The sequence below is a fragment of the Flavobacterium sp. KACC 22763 genome, assembly GCF_028736155.1.
Classification (GTDB): domain Bacteria; phylum Bacteroidota; class Bacteroidia; order Flavobacteriales; family Flavobacteriaceae; genus Flavobacterium.
Window position 1 is genome coordinate 646,280 of record NZ_CP117879.1, and the last position, 18,956, is coordinate 665,235.

19 protein-coding genes are annotated in these 18,956 nt (G+C 33.9%); 7 read left to right on the forward strand and 12 right to left on the reverse strand.

From position 1 onward, the window contains the following. Positions 1 to 69: 69 nt before the first annotated feature. The gene (locus PQ463_RS02865; protein WP_274256221.1) at positions 70 to 1,041 is read right to left on the reverse strand and encodes a D-alanine--D-alanine ligase; all 972 of its coding nucleotides are present in this window, start codon (positions 1,039 to 1,041) and stop codon (positions 70 to 72) included. A 321-nt stretch (positions 1,042 to 1,362) separates the two neighbouring features. Here PQ463_RS02865 and PQ463_RS02870 point away from each other — a divergent pair, with 321 nt between their 5' ends. Together PQ463_RS02870 and PQ463_RS02875 are read left to right on the forward strand one after the other, a co-directional pair. Beyond that, entirely contained in the window at positions 1,363 to 1,983 is a 621-nt protein-coding gene (locus PQ463_RS02870) for a PASTA domain-containing protein (protein WP_274256222.1), read from the forward strand. Next, on the forward strand, positions 1,973 to 3,016 hold the full coding sequence (locus PQ463_RS02875) for an RluA family pseudouridine synthase (protein ID WP_274258008.1): 1,044 nt from the start codon (positions 1,973 to 1,975) through the stop codon (positions 3,014 to 3,016). The genes PQ463_RS02870 and PQ463_RS02875 overlap by 11 nt, the downstream gene beginning before the upstream one ends. A 190-nt stretch (positions 3,017 to 3,206) precedes the next feature. Here PQ463_RS02875 and PQ463_RS02880 read toward each other — a convergent pair whose 3' ends face one another. From PQ463_RS02880 to PQ463_RS02905, 6 genes are all read right to left on the reverse strand, one after another. After that, a complete protein-coding gene (locus PQ463_RS02880; protein WP_274256223.1) occupies positions 3,207 to 3,821 on the reverse strand; it encodes a 3-keto-alpha-glucoside-1,2-lyase-like domain-containing protein in 615 nt (204 codons plus the stop codon). Continuing rightward, positions 3,822 to 5,063 (reverse strand): ATP-binding cassette domain-containing protein, encoded by a 1,242-nt coding sequence (locus PQ463_RS02885; protein ID WP_274256224.1) that lies wholly within the window; start codon positions 5,061 to 5,063, stop codon positions 3,822 to 3,824. 196 nt (positions 5,064 to 5,259) lie between these two features. Continuing rightward, entirely contained in the window at positions 5,260 to 6,105 is an 846-nt protein-coding gene (locus tag PQ463_RS02890; RefSeq protein WP_274256225.1) for a sulfurtransferase, read from the reverse strand. Between the two features lie 3 nt (positions 6,106 to 6,108). After that, entirely contained in the window at positions 6,109 to 6,966 is an 858-nt protein-coding gene (locus PQ463_RS02895; protein ID WP_274256226.1) for a ThuA domain-containing protein, read from the reverse strand. Between the two features lie 14 nt (positions 6,967 to 6,980). Continuing rightward, a complete protein-coding gene (locus tag PQ463_RS02900) occupies positions 6,981 to 7,370 on the reverse strand; it encodes a DUF1398 domain-containing protein (protein ID WP_111377074.1) in 390 nt (129 codons plus the stop codon). Between the two features lie 120 nt (positions 7,371 to 7,490). Further along, complete coding sequence (locus PQ463_RS02905; RefSeq protein WP_274256227.1) at positions 7,491 to 8,480, reverse strand: alpha/beta fold hydrolase; 990 nt, start codon at positions 8,478 to 8,480, stop codon at positions 7,491 to 7,493. Positions 8,481 to 8,762: 282 nt separating this feature from the next. Here PQ463_RS02905 and PQ463_RS02910 point away from each other — a divergent pair, with 282 nt between their 5' ends. Further along, positions 8,763 to 9,455 (forward strand): hypothetical protein, encoded by a 693-nt coding sequence (locus tag PQ463_RS02910; protein ID WP_111377072.1) that lies wholly within the window; start codon positions 8,763 to 8,765, stop codon positions 9,453 to 9,455. Positions 9,456 to 9,550: 95 nt separating this feature from the next. Here the strand turns inward: PQ463_RS02910 and PQ463_RS02915 are convergent, their stop codons facing one another. The 5 genes from PQ463_RS02915 to PQ463_RS02935 all read right to left on the reverse strand — a co-directional run bounded on the left by PQ463_RS02915 (position 9,551) and on the right by PQ463_RS02935 (position 13,784). Continuing rightward, positions 9,551 to 9,988 (reverse strand): acyl-CoA thioesterase, encoded by a 438-nt coding sequence (locus PQ463_RS02915; protein WP_111366488.1) that lies wholly within the window; start codon positions 9,986 to 9,988, stop codon positions 9,551 to 9,553. Between the two features lie 121 nt (positions 9,989 to 10,109). After that, complete coding sequence (locus PQ463_RS02920) at positions 10,110 to 10,583, reverse strand: DUF1203 domain-containing protein (RefSeq protein WP_274256228.1); 474 nt, start codon at positions 10,581 to 10,583, stop codon at positions 10,110 to 10,112. A gap of 62 nt (positions 10,584 to 10,645) precedes the next feature. Further along, on the reverse strand, positions 10,646 to 11,107 hold the full coding sequence (locus tag PQ463_RS02925; protein WP_274256229.1) for an SRPBCC family protein: 462 nt from the start codon (positions 11,105 to 11,107) through the stop codon (positions 10,646 to 10,648). Between the two features lie 248 nt (positions 11,108 to 11,355). Next, positions 11,356 to 12,384 carry a saccharopine dehydrogenase family protein gene (locus PQ463_RS02930; RefSeq protein WP_274256230.1) on the reverse strand — a complete coding sequence of 343 codons (1,029 nt, stop codon included), beginning with the start codon at positions 12,382 to 12,384 and terminating at the stop codon, positions 11,356 to 11,358. 116 nt (positions 12,385 to 12,500) lie between these two features. Further along, a complete protein-coding gene (locus PQ463_RS02935) occupies positions 12,501 to 13,784 on the reverse strand; it encodes a Na+/H+ antiporter (protein WP_274256231.1) in 1,284 nt (427 codons plus the stop codon). 363 nt (positions 13,785 to 14,147) lie between these two features. Between PQ463_RS02935 and dnaK the strand changes: the two genes are divergently transcribed. The 4 genes from dnaK to corA all read left to right on the forward strand — a co-directional run bounded on the left by dnaK (position 14,148) and on the right by corA (position 18,914). After that, positions 14,148 to 16,031, forward strand: a complete 1,884-nt coding sequence (dnaK, locus tag PQ463_RS02940) for a molecular chaperone DnaK (RefSeq protein WP_111377066.1) — start codon at positions 14,148 to 14,150, stop codon at positions 16,029 to 16,031. A 104-nt stretch (positions 16,032 to 16,135) separates the two neighbouring features. Then, on the forward strand, positions 16,136 to 17,260 hold the full coding sequence (locus PQ463_RS02945; RefSeq protein ID WP_274256232.1) for an AAA family ATPase: 1,125 nt from the start codon (positions 16,136 to 16,138) through the stop codon (positions 17,258 to 17,260). Beyond that, a complete protein-coding gene (locus PQ463_RS02950) occupies positions 17,250 to 17,690 on the forward strand; it encodes a hypothetical protein (RefSeq protein WP_274256233.1) in 441 nt (146 codons plus the stop codon). Before PQ463_RS02945 ends, PQ463_RS02950 begins: the two co-directional genes overlap by 11 nt. Positions 17,691 to 17,840: 150 nt before the next feature. Next, positions 17,841 to 18,914, forward strand: coding sequence for a magnesium/cobalt transporter CorA (gene corA, locus PQ463_RS02955; protein ID WP_274256234.1), 1,074 nt, complete (start codon positions 17,841 to 17,843; stop codon positions 18,912 to 18,914). The last annotated feature ends 42 nt before the right edge of the window (positions 18,915 to 18,956 follow it).

Sequence of the window (18,956 nt, forward strand, 5' to 3'; positions counted from 1 at the left end):
AAAATTAAATTATTTAAAAAAAAATAAGGTGCTAAAACTTAGAATCTTAGCACCTCAGTATCTTAGTATCTATTTTAAAGCTAATTCAATTGCATTTGTGAATAAATCTTCCAATGAAATTCCAGCTGCTTTTGCTTGTTGCGGAATTAAACTTTCTGTTGTTAAACCTGGAATGGTATTCATCTCAAGCATGTGTGGTTCTCCGTTTACAATGATGAATTCGCTTCTTGAGAAACCTCTCATTTTTAAAACTTCGTAAGCACGTTTTGCAGTTTCTGAGACTTTTTTAGTCAGTTCATCAGAAATTCTGGCAGGTGTAATTTCTTGTGATTTCCCTTCGTATTTGGCTTCGTAATCAAAGAAATCATTGTCTGATACAATTTCTGTGATTGGTAAAACGATAATTTCGCCTTTGTAGTTGATAACTCCCACAGAAACTTCAGTTCCGTCAAGGAAGCTTTCAATGATGATTTCGTTATCTTCTTTATACGCCACTTCAATTGCAATTGGCAATTCAGCTTCAGTTTTTACTTTTGAGATTCCGAAACTAGAACCCGCTTTGTTTGGTTTTACGAAACATGGCAATCCTACTTTCTTAACTATTTCAGCCGTGTTGATTTCGTCTCCTTTGTTCAAATAATAAGAAATGGCTGTTTTGATTCCGTATGGTTTTAAAACAGATAATAAATCCCTTTTATTGAATGTTAATGCCGATTGGTAATAATCGCAAGAAGATTGTGGCATTCCGATCAATTCGAAATACGCTTGCATTAATCCGTCCTCGCCCGGAGTTCCGTGGATGGCGTTGAAAACACAGTCAAACGTAATTTTCTCACCGTTTACTGTTACAGAAAAATCATTTCTATCAATTGGAAATTCGGCTTCATTTTCGTCTACATACACCCATTTTTCTTTGAAAATGTGAATACGGAATCCGTTGTATTTTGTTTTGTCAAGATATTGATACACGACATTCCCGCTGATTAATGATATTTTGTATTCGCTGGAATAGCCGCCCATGATGATGGCAATGTTTTTCATGTTTTTGTTTCAGTTTTTAATTTGTTTCAAGTTTCAGGTTTTGCCGTAAATCGTTTAAATCTGTTTTGAAACTTTATTTAATATATGTTTTTTTAATAAATAACGTTCTTATGAAACCGAGTGCCCTAGCCCTGATAGAAGCGGCATCCTTTTGTGCCGGGGTTCGGCACAAAAGATACAGCGGATAGCAGGAAATAGCTCATGAAAATTATCCTTCGCCTTTGCTCAGGATGACAATCACGGCACTTTCTTGTTTTAAACAAAATTATCATTTTTTTTGAAACGAAATACTTTATCTTTGTCGCTATTAAAAATAAATTTATGAGTTTACGTCAGTATTTAACAAGCCGAGTTTTTTTCTTGCAATTGCTTGCGGCCGCAGCTATTATTGCGGTTATTGGTTATTTATTTATGCATTGGTTAACTTTTACGACAGATCACGGACACGAAATTGCAGTGCCGAATTTGTCTAAATTGACTGAGGAACAAGTGGAAAACAAATTAGACGAATTGGATTTGGATTACGTTCTATTGGATAGTGTTGATTACAGAAGTGAATATCCTAAATATAGTGTTGTAGAGCAAGATCCGTTGCCTGGGACAATGGTAAAAGTGGGTAGAAAAATTTATATTAAGATTAATGCTTCTGGTTTTTCTTCTGTGAAAATTCCAGATTTAATCGAAAAAACATATCGTGAAGCTGTGCCAACGTTGAAAGCGTTAGGTCTTGAGCCAGGTACGATTACGTATATTCCGAATCTTGGAAAAGATATGGTTTTGGAAATGCGTTTAAAAGGAAGAAACTTAAAGGTGGGAGACCGCGTTTTGAAAGCGTCTAAAATCGATTTGGTTTTAGGAGACGGAAAAGCAAGTTATGTAGATGAAAGTCAGGCAACAGATAGTACTGCGGTGCCTACAGAAACCCCAAATGATGAACAATAATATTGAAGAAAATTTAGATCTGGAAGACGAATTATTTGAGCACTACAGATTTGAAGTCCCAAAAGGTCAAGCGTTTTTACGTATTGACAAATATTTAATGTATTTGATTCCGAATGCCACACGAAATAAAATTCAGAACGCGGCAACAAACGGAAACATTTTTGTAAATGATATTCCTGTAAAATCAAATTACAAAGTAAAACCTTTTGATGTGATAACGGTTATGTTGTCGCATCCTCCATTTGAAAATAGGGTAGATCCAGAAGATATTCCGTTGGATATTGTTTATGAAGATGATGCGTTATTGCTTATCAATAAACCACCGGGATTGGTTGTACACCCAGGTCACGGAAATTATACTGGAACTTTGGTCAACGCTTTGGCATTTCATTTTGAAAATCTGCCAATGAATAGCAGCGAGCGCCCAGGTTTGGTTCATAGAATTGATAAAGATACTTCTGGTCTTTTGGTTGTAGCCAAAACGGAAGCTGCTATGACGCATTTAGCGAAGCAGTTTGAAGCTAAAACTACCGAACGCGAGTATATTGCTCTAGTTTGGGGAAATGTTGTGGCTGACAGCGGTACAATTGAAGGAAACTTAGCGAGACATTTGAAAGACAGAATGCAAATGGCAGTTTTTGATGATCCAGAAATTGGAAAACCTGCTATTACGCATTATAAAGTTTTGGAGCGTTTTGGTTATGTAACTCTTATTTCTTGTAAATTGGAAACAGGAAGAACACACCAGATTCGTGCGCATATGAAGCATATTGGTCATCCATTATTTAACGATGAGCGTTATGGTGGTCATTTGATTTTGAAAGGAACAACTTTTACCAAATACAAGCAGTTTATCGAGAATTGCTTTAAAGCTTTACCACGTCAGGCGTTACATGCTAAAACGCTTGGATTTGTTCACCCAAATACGGGAGAATTAATGCGTTTTGATACAGAATTACCTCAGGATTTTCAGGATTGTATTGAGAAATGGCGTAATTATGTGAAGTCGCATAATGTTGAGGATGAAAGTTAATTAGATAATTTGTCAATTAGATAATTAGATAATTTTTATAATAATAAAAAAGCTCCCTAAAGGAGCTTTTTTTGTTTTATCGCATTTTTTTATCGTTCCAATATTCTGTAGAGACGCACTGCAGTGCGTCTAACGTATTGTGGATATTCGTTGCGGAGACGCACTGCAGTGCGCCTCTACGCTAATTAAATTATTGTAGAGATTTAATTGTTAAATCCGTTATTTTGACTTCTCCGTTGGTTATGAAACCTAATTTCCCTTTTTGGTTTAGATTGCTTTTTTCAAGAGAACATTCTAAAGTTGTTTTATCGTCAACAGAAAAGAATAGTTGATTATTGAAAACTTTAATTTTTACAGCATACCATTTGTTGTTTTCTAATTGCATTGGTTTTCTAAACAACGTTTTTCCGCCTCGTTTGCCATACGAATCATCATTTTTATCATAAACTCCGTCACCAATTACAATGTTTTGGTCAATTTGATATAAGTATGTTCTAATGTATTTTCCTTTATCCAAATTGAGCATGATTTCGAATAAAGATGCATTGGTCATGTTTACTTTAAAATCAATTTCATAGTTTTCTGGAAGCTGTTTTTTTGAAACCAAAACTCCCCATGGCGAAAGAGAGCCGTTTCCTGTAAGTGTGTCATTTTTTAGAATCCATTCTTTAGAATCGATTGTCCAATCTGATTTTAGCTCTTTTGATTTTTTTAAAGTATATTCTTTTTTTACTGTTGAAATGGTGTTGGAACACGAAATCAAGATGAATTGTAAAAGGAGAAATAGGGCAAATTTTATTTTCATTTAATTTAATTCTGAATGGTATTTTATTTTTCCGATTGAACCTGTTTCAGTTGGTAAAAGTTCAAAGACAGAAGTAGGGGCAAGGCCTTGTTCGATTCGATGCGAAACATACAATATAGAAACGTTAGTTTCTTGTTTTATGGTATTGATAAGCTGAATTACCAAATCTACATTTTCGTCGTCTAAACCTTCTACAGGTTCATCTAAAATCAATAATGGCGGATGTTTTAAGACGGCACGAACAATTAATGCGACGCGCTGCTGACCAATAGAAAGATCTATAAAACGTTTTTTGCGTAAATGAGACATTTCGATCACTTCAAGCCATTGCGTCACGATATTCTTTTGATGTGTTGTAGGTTCTGTATACAATCCTATTTGGTCAAAGAAACCAGAAAGAATCATTTGTTCCAGTGTATGTCCTTTTTGAAACAAATCCATCATCGAAGTAGCGTAAATCCCGATTTGTTTTTTTATGTCCCAAACGCTTTCTCCTGTTCCTTTTTTTCTTCCAAATAAGAATAAATTCTGTCCAAAGCCTTTTGGATTGTCTCCTGTAATCAAAGATAAAATAGTACTTTTTCCAGAACCATTTGGACCTACTAACTGCCAGAATTCGCCTTGTTTGATTGCCCAAGAAATGTTGTTGAGAATCTTTCTTTCATCATAACTCACCGAAACATTTTCAAGTCTGATTAATTCGTTTTCGGGAAAAGTATGAGTTTCTGTTGCTTTTGGAATTGCAGTTGTATTTAATGTTTTGAAATGATTTTCGGTTTTTTTAAATGGATGCAGTTCGAATGTATTATCTTTAATTTGAGCTTTATTTGGCACAAATTCAAGCACATCGACGGTACGATTTAAAAGTTGAATAATGGCAATATCATTCGTCAGATCTTTTAAGGAATCGGCTAAAACTACTCGTGAGGCCTGATCCAAATGATCAAAAGGATTGTCGAAAATTATGTAATCTGGTCTTTGATTGATGCAGTATTTTAAAAATTCTTTTTTACGTTCGCCAGAAGAAAAAGTTCGAAGCTGTCTATGCGAATCTGGCGAAGCTTCTACGCTGTCATATTGAAATTCTTTTTCGATGAATTTTTCGATAGCAATATCAGAAAACAGTATTCCTTTTTGATTGTTAAAAATGGCTAATTCTCCAGTAGCTTCGCCATTTAATATATTGTCTATTAATTTCTTTTTATTTACCTGATTTGATAAAAGTATATCCCAGTGTTGCATTGTAATTTTTATTTGTATTATTTTTTTTTGCCACTCCCGATGGCTATCGGGATTCACAGATTAAAGTGATCTTTTTTAGCCACGAATTACACGAATTCGCACGAATTTTTTATCTTTTATAATTAGTGAAAATTCGTGTAATTCGTGGCAACACATTTTTTTAATCCTCTTAGTCTATTAAACCGATGGCTAAAAATTATTCAGTTTGGCGAGTTGCCATTTCGCGGTCGTTTCTTGACCATTCGCTCCAAGAGCCAGCATATAATTTTGGAATTGGAAGTCCAGCGTAATCCATCGCTAATAACGTGTGGCAGGCTGTAACTCCAGAACCGCAATGAACGATTGTATTTTCTGGTTTTTTATCTTTTAAAATGGCTTTGTATTTTTCAGCCAATTCATTGGCAGGTTTAAAGAATCCATTTTCATCCAGATTTTCCGTTAGCGGAACATTGATAGCTCCCGGAATATGTCCTGCGATTAAATCCAGCGGTTCTACCAAGCCATCATATCTGTTTTTATCACGAACATCGATCACAATATTTTGATCATTTTTACGGGCTTTTTCGACTTCTTCAATATCCGCTAAAAGCAATTTCCATTCTTGAGAAGGATAGGTTGTTTTTTCAAAAGTTTCAATTCCAGAATTGGTTGGAAAACCTACTTGAATTGCTGCTTGATAACCGCCATTTAAAACCTGAATTTTTTCATGACTAACCGCGCGCATCATCCACCAGAAACGAGCTGCGAAATTAGAGCCATTTTTATCATCGTAAACGACAACATGATCAGAAGGTGAAACTCCTAATGAAGATAGTACTTTAGAAAAATCTTCTGGAGATGGCAAAGGATGTCTTCCGCCATTGGCTGGGTTTTCTGGAATTGCAGCCAGATCACGATTTAAATCGACAAAACGAGCGCCTTTTAAATGTTCTTTTTGATAATTTTCAAAAGTATTTGCGCCAGCTCTTGCATCAATCAAAATGATTTTAGAATTGGCAATTAATTCTTGAGCCGTAATTATGGGAGAAAGAGTAATAGACATTTTTTATTTTTTCTTTGAATTGCCAAGCCAAAGCAAGGCGTTTAAAATTAATTGGCTTTGTGTTTTGTTTTCAAAAGTGTACGATAAGGTTTTGTTTGTTCCGCCTTCATAATCAATGTCGTTGTGCCCCATATTTACGTACAGCATTTTATATTTTTTATTGGTCCAAACTACAGGGTAATAACCACTGTGCCAAATTTCATGAGCTTTTGGACCAGTTCCTAACGGAAAACTGGATTCATCAATAGCCAATAAAATTTCAATGTCTGGATTTTTGGTTAAATCGTTGGACCATCTGTACCACTCATTTGGAGCAGAAGAGAAAGTTTTAGGCAGATTTTTGGTTACAGGATGCTGATTTTCTACTCTTAAAACTGCCGAAGTTGGTTTCCACGTATTGCTTCCATATTCGCCAGAACCTAAAAAAGTATTGTGATACCAGTTCCAATCTTGATTGTAGCTCGAATTGTTTAAAGCAAATGCTGAAAAATGAAATCCAATGAAGCCACCGCCATTTTCCATGTATTTTTGAAAAGCATCACGCTGTTCTTTCTTTTCAGGACGTGTGTCTAGAAATAAAACAACTTGATATTTTGCCAAAAACTTAGCGTTTAAATTGTCCCAATTGCTCGTAGAATCATACTGAAAATGATTTTCTGCTGCTAATTTCGGAAAGTATTTATTGGCTTCATGCACAAAACTGATATGCGCCTGATCATTTTTTGCGGTATAAAAAGCAATTACATTAAATTTCGGATTTTCTTTTTTCTTTTGCGAAAAGCCAAATAGCGAAAAGGTTAAAAGGAAAACTAAAATGCTTCTTTTGAAAAAGGTTTGGTGGTTTTGGTTACAAATAGTCATTTATGTCTAATGAATTATAAAGGGATTTTTTCGATTAAAATTTCATGTTCAGATTTATCAAAATAAGTGCAAGTCATTTCGACAATATCAACACGCCATTTTGCAATTCCAGCTTGTGCACAGTGATTACAGAAAGTCATATAATCGGTTTCTCCATGTTGGTGTTTTACCAAATTTTCGATAAAAAGTTCTTTGTTCGGAAAATCAGCAACTTTAATTTCTGGATATTTTTCTTCAGCTGCAGCTGTGTAATTATTTAATCCGTAGTAAACAGTGCTTCCATCGTGAACGTAAGTGTCATATCCTTTTACTCCTAAAATGATTAAATCCTGAATGTAATTTGGAAAATCTGCACCTGTTTTTACTTTTGAATGGGCTTCTTTTATTTGTTCTATTGTAAACATATTTATATGGTTTTTAAGTTAGTGTTTGCCACGAATTGCACGAATTTACACGAATTTTTTATTTAAAAATTTCGGAAAATTAATTAGTGTCAATTCTCGAAATTCGTGGCAAAAAAAAAATTATTTCAAAAATACGATTAATGATTTTATAAACGAATCAAAAGATTCGATATGTGGCAAATGTCCTGTATTTGGAATTTCTACCAATTTTGCATTTGGAATTGCTTTCTGAGTTTTTTTTCCCAATTCTGCATAATTTCCCATTGTTTTTCTCACTTCTTCAGAAACCAATGGTTTTCCTAAAGCTGTTTTATCTCTCGTTCCGATAATCAATAACGTCGGGCATCTAATATTTTTAAATTCATACAAAACGGGCTGCGTAAAAATCATATCGTACAAAAGAGCCGAATTCCAGGCAACAATATCATAATCTGCGGCAGTGGTCCAGCCAGCGCCAAGTTCAGCCCATTTTTGATAATCGGCATTCCATTTTCCGTCATAATAATTTGCCATTTGGTATTGCTTGATGCCTTCATAATTCTGCTTTAATTCCGATTTGTACCACCAATCAACAGGTTTGTATGGCACGACTAATTTCCAGTCTTCTAAACCAATCGGGTTTTCTAAAACCAGTTTTTCTGTCGTTTCTGGATACATTAATGCAAAGCGCGTTGCCAGCATTCCGCCCATAGAATGTCCTAAAACTATGGTTTTGCTAATTCCTAAGTGATCTAAAAGCTTCTTGGTATTTTCTGCCAGCTGTTGAAAAGTGTATTGAAAATGATCTGGCTTTGTTGATTTTCCAAAACCAATTTGATCAGGAACAATTACACGATAACCTTCTTTCGTCAGTGCTTTAATTGTAGTTTCCCAATAAGCGCCATTGAAATTTTTTCCGTGCAGTAAAACAATATTTTTCTGATTGTAATTTTCTGGAATAACATCCATATAACTCATTTTCAAGTATTGGCGCTGATTGCTCAATTCGATAAAATGAACAGGGAAAGGATATTCGTAATTACTTAAATTAATATCTAATGCTTTTATATTTCCTTGCTGTCCAAAACTTAAGAAAGGAATTAGTATGAATAATAATTTTAAGATTTTCATTTGAGAGGCAATTGTTTTTATGATTTATAAAATTAAACCGAACCGTTTTTAAAACAAAGCTTAAAATCTTAAAGTTATCAGAAAAATAACTTTTGAAATGATTTTGTTGTTTTTAATGTCAATAATCGATGATTCATTAAAATTTTATCGACTAAATGATACTGATTATGAAAATAATGTATTTTAACGAGTAATGTAGCACTTTAAGGAACTTCTTTTTATTAATAGGAAAAATGTATGTAACTTAGTGTCAGAATGTTGTAAGCCTTAAATATTAGTATTATGAAAAAAACAATACTTTTGCTCCTGCTAACAGTCCCCACATTTGCCCAAGAACTCAATACGTTTGATTTCGCCGTTATAAATTCGACCTTAATTTCTGCAAATATAGACCTTGATAAAGGCCGGAGCGTTGTCGCGGCAAATCAAGACCAATATTCGGCTTATTTTCAGTACGCCCTTACGATGTGTGAAGACGATATTATTTTTGGTGCCGGAATTGACAAGTCTGAAATCGATCGTACCTATGTGGGGTATATTGGTAAGATTTGCGATAAATTTAGAGCTACAATTGGGATAGGATATGTCGATTCTAGAAGTGGTTATGAGGGAACTTTTACTGGTTTTAGCATCTCATGGCATTTTTCTGAAAACACCTATATCGGTGGAAACTTAGAAAATTTACACTCATCTATAATTGATTATGATACTGATGAAAGTTTTGATTATTATAAAAAACTGGTTCCCAAAGTTTTTGGAAGTTATGAAATTATCCCTCATGTGATTGCTTTTGGGCAATTGAGTTCGAGAGTAAATGATATTGCTTTAAAATATCAGGTTCGTCGATTTTCTGCTGGAGGATTTTATTCTGGACATTCGTTTGGAGGGATTTTTGGAACGTTGAACGTTGGACGTTTTGCCTTTTCCTGCAGTACCACTTTCGAAAGAGTAAACTTTGGATTAAAGTTTGAATAACGAAATTAAAAATAAAGTTTGTTGAGAAAAAAAATCCCAAAAACAATATCAGTAGTTGTTTTTGGGATTTTTTATAAGGTTATGACATCGCTGGTTTATAGCCCAACAAAATCATCGCTTTTTGGAAAAATACTCAAAGCTTGAATTGCAATTTCTGGAGTAGGAGAAGCCAATTTTCTAAGTTTGGTATCCATCCATGCTCCGTCTACTGTAATGGTAGCGCAAAGTGTATCATCTTCTCTTCTAAATTCGTGAATGATAGACCAGCGTGACGCATCGGCTTTCATTTTTGAGGTTTTAGTATGAATAAAAATTTTGTCTGAAAGTTTTAATTCTTTTCTGAAAACACATTCTTCTCTAAACAAAACTGGCCCAAAACCTTGTGTCTGCATTACTTTTAAGGTTAAACCTAGTTCCTCTAGGATTTCGATACGATGTTGCGCACCAAAATCGTAATAAGCGCTATGTCGAACGTGAAAATTTGGGTCAAGATCTGACCAGCGGAAAGATATTTCTTTTACAAATGAAGCCATTTTTAATATTGATTTTATTGGAAAACCGAAATTACGAATAAAAAATAAACGAATATCATAAAATTACTATGCATGCATATTTTTTTTTCTTCATTTAGGGGTGAAAAGAAACATTTTTCAATTACGCTCTTTCTACTAAACAGTTATAACAGCCAGGTCTTGCATTGTGAATATGGATATAATCTATTTTTTCGTTTTCAAAAGTTTTGATAATGCTTTCTTTCAGGGTATTTCCTTCTGCGACAGACGCTTCTTTCATCATGCCATTTTTATCATAACCACGTAGCGAAAGCAATCTATGATTAAACATAAGCGGAATCTGGTTCGTTTCGAATGTAGGCGTAGTGACTTTCTTTCGTATAAAAATTGGCCCGCTTGCTTGATAAGGTGAGGCTGTTTGATGATGTTGGTATGGCAATAAAATGACTTCTTCGCCAATTTGAGCATCTTCCAGACTTATTCTGCAAGGAAAACCGGGGAATTTGTCGACAGTCATTCTGATTGCGCCAATTTTTTCTAGTTCTAGATCTGTTAATTTGAAGTAGCCTGAAAATTCTGTATGATTTAAAGGCTTGATTTTAAAATTTGCTTCCATAATTTTTTTTAAGTAAAAATCATATTTGTTAGGAAGCAAAAAAATCCAAATCTTGCTATGTTTTATAATGCCATTTTTGATAACTCAACTTCAAGCTTGTCAAAATTCTCTTCGTTTTTATCAACGACATAAGGTTTTAGTTTCTGGCATTCTTCAACAGTTTCAAAAAGCATTTTGAAAACTACTTTGGTTTCATTTTCAGCAACAGTTTCAAAAGTCGTTAAGATTTGAAAAAGCGGTTTAGAATGACGTTTCCATGCAATAAGATTCGGTTTGTCAATTTTTATGAATTCGCATTCGTTTTCAAAATTTCCTCTTTCTGGGCCATGCATGGTAAATTTCCATATTCCGCCTTCGCAAAAATCAAATTCATGAAAAGTATTGGTGAAACCTTTTGGTCCCCACCAATTTTTCAGATGATCCGGATTGCTCCATGCTTTAAAAACAAGTTCTTGGGGGAAATTCAGAATTCTTGTAGTCACAATTTCTGAATCTGGTGTTGTGGAAAGAATTTCTGAAGTCATTTTGTACGATTTTATTATTTGTAACGTATTAATATGCTTAATTCGTTGGGTAAAATTATTTTCAACACATAGAAACATAGTTTAACTAAACTTAAAAAAGGCGTTTCACTAGTTTAAATGCACATAGTTTAGCTATGTGTGGAAACTTGTTTCTTCCATTTTCTTTTTTCGACACAAAAAACTATGTCTCTATGTGTTAAAATGCTTTTATTTTTTAATTCACCCAATGGGTTATACATAGATACAATTTAAATGTTTACAGATTCAGTAACTGGTGAGATTGTAATATCATCTGAATTCAAAGATTCTAAAAAATCCGAAGCATCAAATACTTCACCCATTGTGGTTACACCAGTTTTATTTATTCGTCCTGATAGTATTCTGTTGATTGCTTCGACAACCAGCGGGGCTGTAACGGCATAAATATCCTGACCTTTAGCAGTAATGCTTCTTGTTGTATTTTGATTGGAAGCAGTTACTTCTATAGCAAATTGCTGAGACGATCTGTTTTTATCATCGACAGGTTTTGGTTCGGGCGTGTTTTCATTTCTTAGCTCTTCGAGAGAATTTTGACTAAGATAAGTGGTAATATTTTTTACATTCAAATGACGAGAAATAGTGATGATTTCTGAAAGAGGCAGGGCTATAATTTCCTTAACTCCTATAGGATTTTTGAAATCCCATTTTATTGCTGGCTTTGCTTCAAATTCCTGTAAAAGCTTATCTTTAAAAATAAGTCTTTTGTAATGGTTTCGTTCGCCTGTCAATCGGGTTCCTTTTGTAGGATGCCAAGAGTCAAGCCCAATATAAATGTTTATTTCTTCAGTTTCGTTCCAGTCACTGGTTATGGCTGTGCTTAACAAATCGCCAAGTCCGCCGTAAAATGCGGCAGCAGGAATGATAAGGATTTGATCTTTTCTTGCCTGTTCAGAAAATTGTTCAAATATATCTAGTACTGGTTTTTGTTCGGCAGTTAAATCAATATAATGGCTTCCTAAGCGCAAAGCCGATTTTATAATAGGTTCGGCTGTGTCGAGATAAGGTCCAGCGCAGTTTACAATAATTATTGCATTAGAAAAGGCATTGTCAAGTGATGCAGCATCATGTATATCAGCTGCTTTTACTGCCGCATCTGGATATTGTTTTTGCAGTGTTTTTAGTTTTTCTTCATCTCTTCCAGAAAGTACAATATTTTTATAACCTTGCCTGTAAAGTTCAGAAACGATAAATTTCCCTGTATGACCATACGCGCCATAAATCGCAATATTTTCTTTCATGTTGTTTTTTAGTTTCTTGGAAATAGTTTTTTAAAGTATTTGTTTATAGTGGTTTAAAAAACTATGAAGATAATGAAAATAAAGAAAGGATAAAGTTGAATTTGTTTTTTTAAGCTTTATGAGGTTGAGTCAATTTTGTTTTGCGCTGCTTTTTCGTTTATTTTTTTAACAATCCATGGCAGTGTTAATCCTTGCCCAATTAAAGTAAGGAGTACAACTGCAATGGAAATAAAAATAATTGCATTTCTAAGTGGAAATGGCGTTCCGTCTTCTAAGAATTTTGGTAACCCGATTGCAATGGCCAGCGATACAATACCTCGCATTCCTGACCAGCTAATAATTAAGCTGTTTCCAAAGTCGAGAAGAGCATTTTCGCTTACTTTTCGCTTTTTCTTGTCGTTATTTTTAAAGGCTTTCTGGAGGTTTATTTTTTGAAGAAATATTCGGACCATTCTCGTGAGTAATGCTACAATTGTTATTATTACTGCATAACCAATATAAGGCAAAATCATATCGCTCTCTATATCTTCTAAAACGTATCTGAAATTGAGTCCGATTAAGATAAAAATTAATCCGTTGAGTAAAAAGATAATAACGTCCCAAAGACTTTTAGAACTGTTTTTTAGGTGCTCAGGAAAAACTTTACTACTTAAACGTGCCATTGCCAAACCTAAGAAAACAACTGCTATAACTCCAGAAACGTGCAAATGCTCGGCAACAAGATAGGTGACAAAAGGCATTAAAAGCATAAAACTCACAACGACATTAATGTTGTTTCTAACCGTTCTTAGTATGATTCCTAATATTTTCCCCATTACCGCACCTACCAAAAAACCTCCTGCCAATAAGAAAACAAATTGAAAAGCGGCTTTCCAGATTACAAAAGTAGCCCCCATAACGGCAGCAACTGCAAAATGATAGGCAACCAAAGCTGAGGCGTCGTTTATTAAGCTTTCGCCTTCGAGTATAGTTAAAGTTTTTTGGGGTATTCCGAGTCCTTTTGTGATGTTTATCGCAGCTACAGCATCGGTTGCTGAAAGTACAGCTCCCAGTACAAACGATAAAGGCCATGTCATGCCGGGAATCATATAATGGGAAACTACTGCAATCCAAAAAGTAGTGAAAAAAACTAATGGTATTGCTAGTGAACTAATTGTGCTTATATTGGTTTTGAAATGTTTTGGCGAAATATTAAACGAAGCATCATATAAGAGCGGGGGAAGAAAAATAAGGAAAATGATTTCGGGATTGATTTCGATTTCATTTATCGTTGGAATGAATCCGATGGCAACTCCAACAATAACTAGCAGAATAGGGTAGGGAAGTTTGGCTTTGTCTGCAAAGGCAGACAGCCCAATTACGATAGCAAGAATAAAGATGATAAGGCTGTAGTTTTCCATTCTTCTAATTTTGAGAAATGCTAATGTAATTAATTTCAATTTAATGAAAGTATTCTGATTTTATAGAAATAACATCTTATGAAAACAGATGCCCTAGCCCCGATAGGAGCGGTATCCTTTTATGGTGGGGTTCACCATAAAAGATATAGCGGATAGCGGGAATAAGCTTCTTAAAGCCTTCATAATGACATGAAAAAATATGTCGTGCCACGATTGTCAGGCTTAAAAAATGTCATGTTGTCAGATTGTTTTTAGGGCACTGACGCAAAACTGACAATTTTATTTGGTTTTTTATCTTGGCACAAAGATTGACTTATGCCACCTGAGTTATTAAAATAAAATCAAAAATTAAATATATAAAAAATGGGTAAAATAATCGGAATTGACTTAGGTACGACGAACTCTTGTGTTTCTGTAATGGAAGGTAACGAAGCAGTTGTTATCCCTAACGCAGAAGGAAAAAGAACTACACCATCTATCATCGCTTTTGTTGAAGGTGGAGAAATTAAAGTAGGTGATCCTGCAAAAAGACAAGCAGTAACTAACCCTACAAAAACGATTGCTTCTATTAAACGTTTTATGGGACACACTTTTGCTGAAACTCAAGAAGAAGCAAAAAGAGTTCCTTACAGTGTTGTAAAAGGTGACAACAATACTCCACGTGTGGATATTGACGGTCGTTTATACACTGCTCAAGAATTGTCTGCAATGACACTTCAAAAAATGAAAAAAACTGCTGAAGACTATTTAGGTCAAACAGTAACTGAGGCAGTTATTACTGTTCCTGCATACTTTAACGATGCGCAACGTCAAGCTACAAAAGAAGCTGGTGAAATCGCTGGTCTTAAAGTTATGCGTATCATCAACGAGCCAACTGCTGCTGCACTTGCTTACGGATTAGATAAAAAAGGAAATGATCAAAAAATTGCTGTTTACGATTTAGGTGGAGGTACTTTTGATATCTCTGTTCTTGAATTAGGAGACGGTGTATTTGAAGTATTATCTACAAATGGTGATACTCACTTAGGTGGTGATGATTTTGACCAAGTTATTATTGACTGGTTAGCTGACGAATTCAAATCTGAAGAAGGAATTGATTTACGTTTAGACCCAATGTCATTACAGCGTTTGAAAGAAGCTGCTGAGAAAGCTAAGATTGAATTATCATCTTCTGCTGAAACAGAAATCAACTTACCATACGTAACTGCTACTGCTTCTGGACCAAAACACTTAGTGAAAAAATTATCTAGAGCTAAATTTGAGCAATTATCTGATTCTTTAGTAAAACGTTCTATGGAGCCAGTTGCTAAAGCATTAAAAGATGCAGGTTTATCTACATCTGATATCGACGAAGTAATCCTTGTAGGAGGTTCTACTCGTATGCCAAGAATCGCTGACGAAGTTGAAAAATTCTTCGGTAAAAAAGCTTCTAAAGGTGTTAACCCTGATGAGGTTGTTGCTATTGGAGCTGCTATTCAAGGTGGAGTTTTATCTGGAGATGTAAAAGATGTATTGTTACTTGATGTAACTCCTCTTTCTTTAGGTATCGAAACTATGGGTGGTGTATTGACTAAATTAATCGAGTCTAACACAACTATCCCAACTAAAAAATCTCAAGTATTCTCTACTGCTGCTGATTCTCAACCATCTGTTGAAATTCACGTTTTACAAGGAGAAAGAGCTATGGCTGCTGATAACAAAACTATCGGTCGTTTCCACTTAGATGGTATTCCACCAGCACCAAGAGGAGTTCCTCAAATCGAAGTAACTTTCGATATCGATGCTAATGGTATCATCAAAGTTTCTGCAACTGATAAAGGAACAGGAAAATCTCATGATATCCGTATCGAAGCTTCTTCTGGATTAACAGCTGAAGAAATCGAAAAAATGAAAAAAGATGCTGAAGCTAACGCTGATGCTGACAGAATTGCAAAAGAAAGAGCTGAGAAATTGAACGAAGCTGATAGTACTATCTTCCAAACTGAATCTCAATTGAAAGAGTTAGGAGATAAATTGACAGACGATCAAAAAACAGCTATCGAATACGCTTTAACTGAATTGAGAATGGCTCACCAATCTCAAGATCTTGATGCAATCCAAAAAGGATTAGACAATGTTAATGCAGCTTGGAAAACAGCTACAGAAGCAATGTACGCTCAAGGAGGTGAAGGACAACAAGCTGCTCCACAACAAGAGCAGTCTTCTGGAGATAACGTTGAAGACGTTGAATTCGAAGAGGTGAAATAATTCTTTAGTATTAAGTAATTAGTACAAAGTATTAAGATAGAAAACCGAGTCAGAAATGGCTCGGTTTTTTTTGTTATATTTACATTGTAATTACAAAATAGAAAATGGAAAAGTTGATTGTTAAAAATTTCGGACCAATAAAAGAAGCTGAAATAGATTTGACTAAATATGTGGTGTTTATTGGGGATACTTCTACTGGGAAAAGTGTTTTGGCGAAGTTAATTTCTATTTTTAGGGATTTTTCCAATGTTGTGGGAAATAAATATGATGATTTAGATTATGAAAAAGAATTAGATTTAACTAATCAATTAAAAAATTATAATATTGATTTTGATTTTGAGGATTCTTACTTTGAATTTTCTAATTCTGATTTATTAATAACAATTGAAAAGAAAAAAATTTCAAATATAAGGGATGGATCAGAGAAGATTAAGTTATCAAATCTAGAGGCACTCGGAGATTTTCATAATCTGGAAATGAAAAAAACTCTGTTGTCGCTTCTTAATAATACTAGAAAATCAATTTATTTTCCTCCTGAAAGAATTTTGACTTCTTTGATAGGGTCATCTATTTCTGGATTATGGGCTAATAATGTAGCGCTTCCAGTTTGTTTTAAAAATTTTGCAGCAAATTATGAAGTTGCAAGAAAAGAAAAACAAAATGTGTCATTTGAAGATTTTGGTTTTAGTTATGCTTTTGTTAATAATGAAGAATTGATATATAATCCTAGTGGTGAGTTTCAATTAAATAAAGCTTCAAGCGGAATACAATCATTATTACCGCTTCTTTTAGTCTTAAATCATGAATTAAGGTCAGAAGTTTTAAAACCAGAATTAAATTTTTTAGTAGAAGAGCCTGAATTGAATTTATTTCCTATAAAGCAAAAAAAATTAATTGATTATTTGATACAAAATATAAGTAAAACAAATCATAAACTTATAATTACTACACACAGCCCGTATATACTTTCGGCATTAGATACATTAATACTTGCGAAAAATACCTTTGATGAGCATACAAGTTTAAAAGATGTCATTAGTAAAATAGTTTTTGAACAAAGGTGGATTGATTATAATGAAATTTCTGTTTATGAAGTACGAAATGATGGGATAGTTTATTCAATCAAGAATGAAGAATTTAGAAGTATTGATACAAATGCAATTGATAAAGTTTCAGATATTATTTCTGAGGAATTTGATAAATTAACAGAGTTACGATATGCACAATAATTTTGATGAATTGATTGAAGCTCATCAAGGTTGTTGTACAAAAAGTAAAGTGGCTTCTGAAAATAATATGAAATTTGAAATCAATACAAATGAAGATTTTACTAGGATTAAAATTGATAATTGTCTGATTTCTTCTCAAGAACTTCAAAAATGTGATTTTGGTTTTATTAGACATTCTAACAACGAATTTTATTTTGTAGAATTAAAAGGAAAAGATGTAAAGAAAGCTTTAAGTCAAATTGAAAATACAATATCAGTTTTTGAATCGTCTATTATTAAAATTCCTAAAGAGAAAAGATTAGCATTTATTGTTAGTTCCCGAAACCCACTTTCAAGTCCGGAGACTAACAATTTGAAACAAGCATTTGCAAAGAAATATGGTAAGCTTTTAGAAATTAAAAATAAATATTGTTCGCATATACCAAAATAAACCGAGTCAGAAGTGGCTCGGTTTTTTTATGGTATAGTTTTGTGTAGAGACGCACTGTAGTGCGTCTAACTCTAGGTTTTCCACAAACTGATAATTGTCATTTCCTGTTCGGATTCTTTTTCGTAATATTACTATTGTAAATTTTCATGAATGAGAAAGATTAAATACAAGAAAGGGCGCAAGCTGCAACATATTACTTTAGAGTACACTGGCACGCATAGAGAGCACGAAACAGAGATGCAGCTTTTTGTATATAATGACGCAGATGTTGTCGAATACGATAAATTTACTGTCTTGGCTCTAAATTCTTGTTTTGATTACACAAAAAATAATTGGCTCAATATTCATGGACTTCATGATATTAATCTTATAAAAACGATTGGTGCTCATTTTAAATTAGATGATTTTCTTCTTGCTGATATTTTAAACACTACCAAAAGAACCAAATTAGAAGATCAGCAAGAGATTCTGTTCTTCAATATAAAATCGCTTCTTCCTTCTGAATATTCGGATAACATAAGTGTTGAACAACTAAGCTTTATTTTGAAGGACGGAATCTTAATTTCCTTTCAAGAAAAACGTAGCGACTTCTTTACCCATATTCGAGAGCGTTTACGTACGCATGCTGGAATTGTTAGAACCAAAAAGGTAGATTATCTCTTGTATTTACTTTTAGACGCTGTAATGGAAAATTTCTACATTACGCTGGAAGATGAAGAAGATAAAATCGAAGATTTAATCAATTTAACTAAAAAAGACGCTAAACCAGTTATTTTAGAAAAAATTGAAAACCATCGCGATAACTTAAACTTCTTAAAACGCTCTATAGTGCCGCTTCGAGATTCGCTTTATTATTTAAAAACGAAAAAAGATGACGACGATGATAATGGATTAATCCAGAAAGAAACATTCAATTTTTTTATCAGATTGCATCAGAAAAGTTTAGAACTTTTAGATCAAATAGAATCAGATATGAGCGCTTTAGAGAGTGCTTCTAATTTTTATTTTTCGGAACAAAGCCGAAAAATGAACGAAATCATGAAAACGCTGACCATCATATCAGCCATATTTATTCCGCTTACTTTTATTGTTGGAGTATACGGAATGAACTTTGAAAACATGCCAGAACTTAAAATGCAAAATGGCTATTTTGTAGTCATGGGTTTAATGTTTTTGCTGGTAATAGCCCTAATCATTTATTTCAAAAAACGGCGCTGGTTTTAAGCCCGTTTTACAGTTGAAAAACGTGATTTTATAAATTTGGTA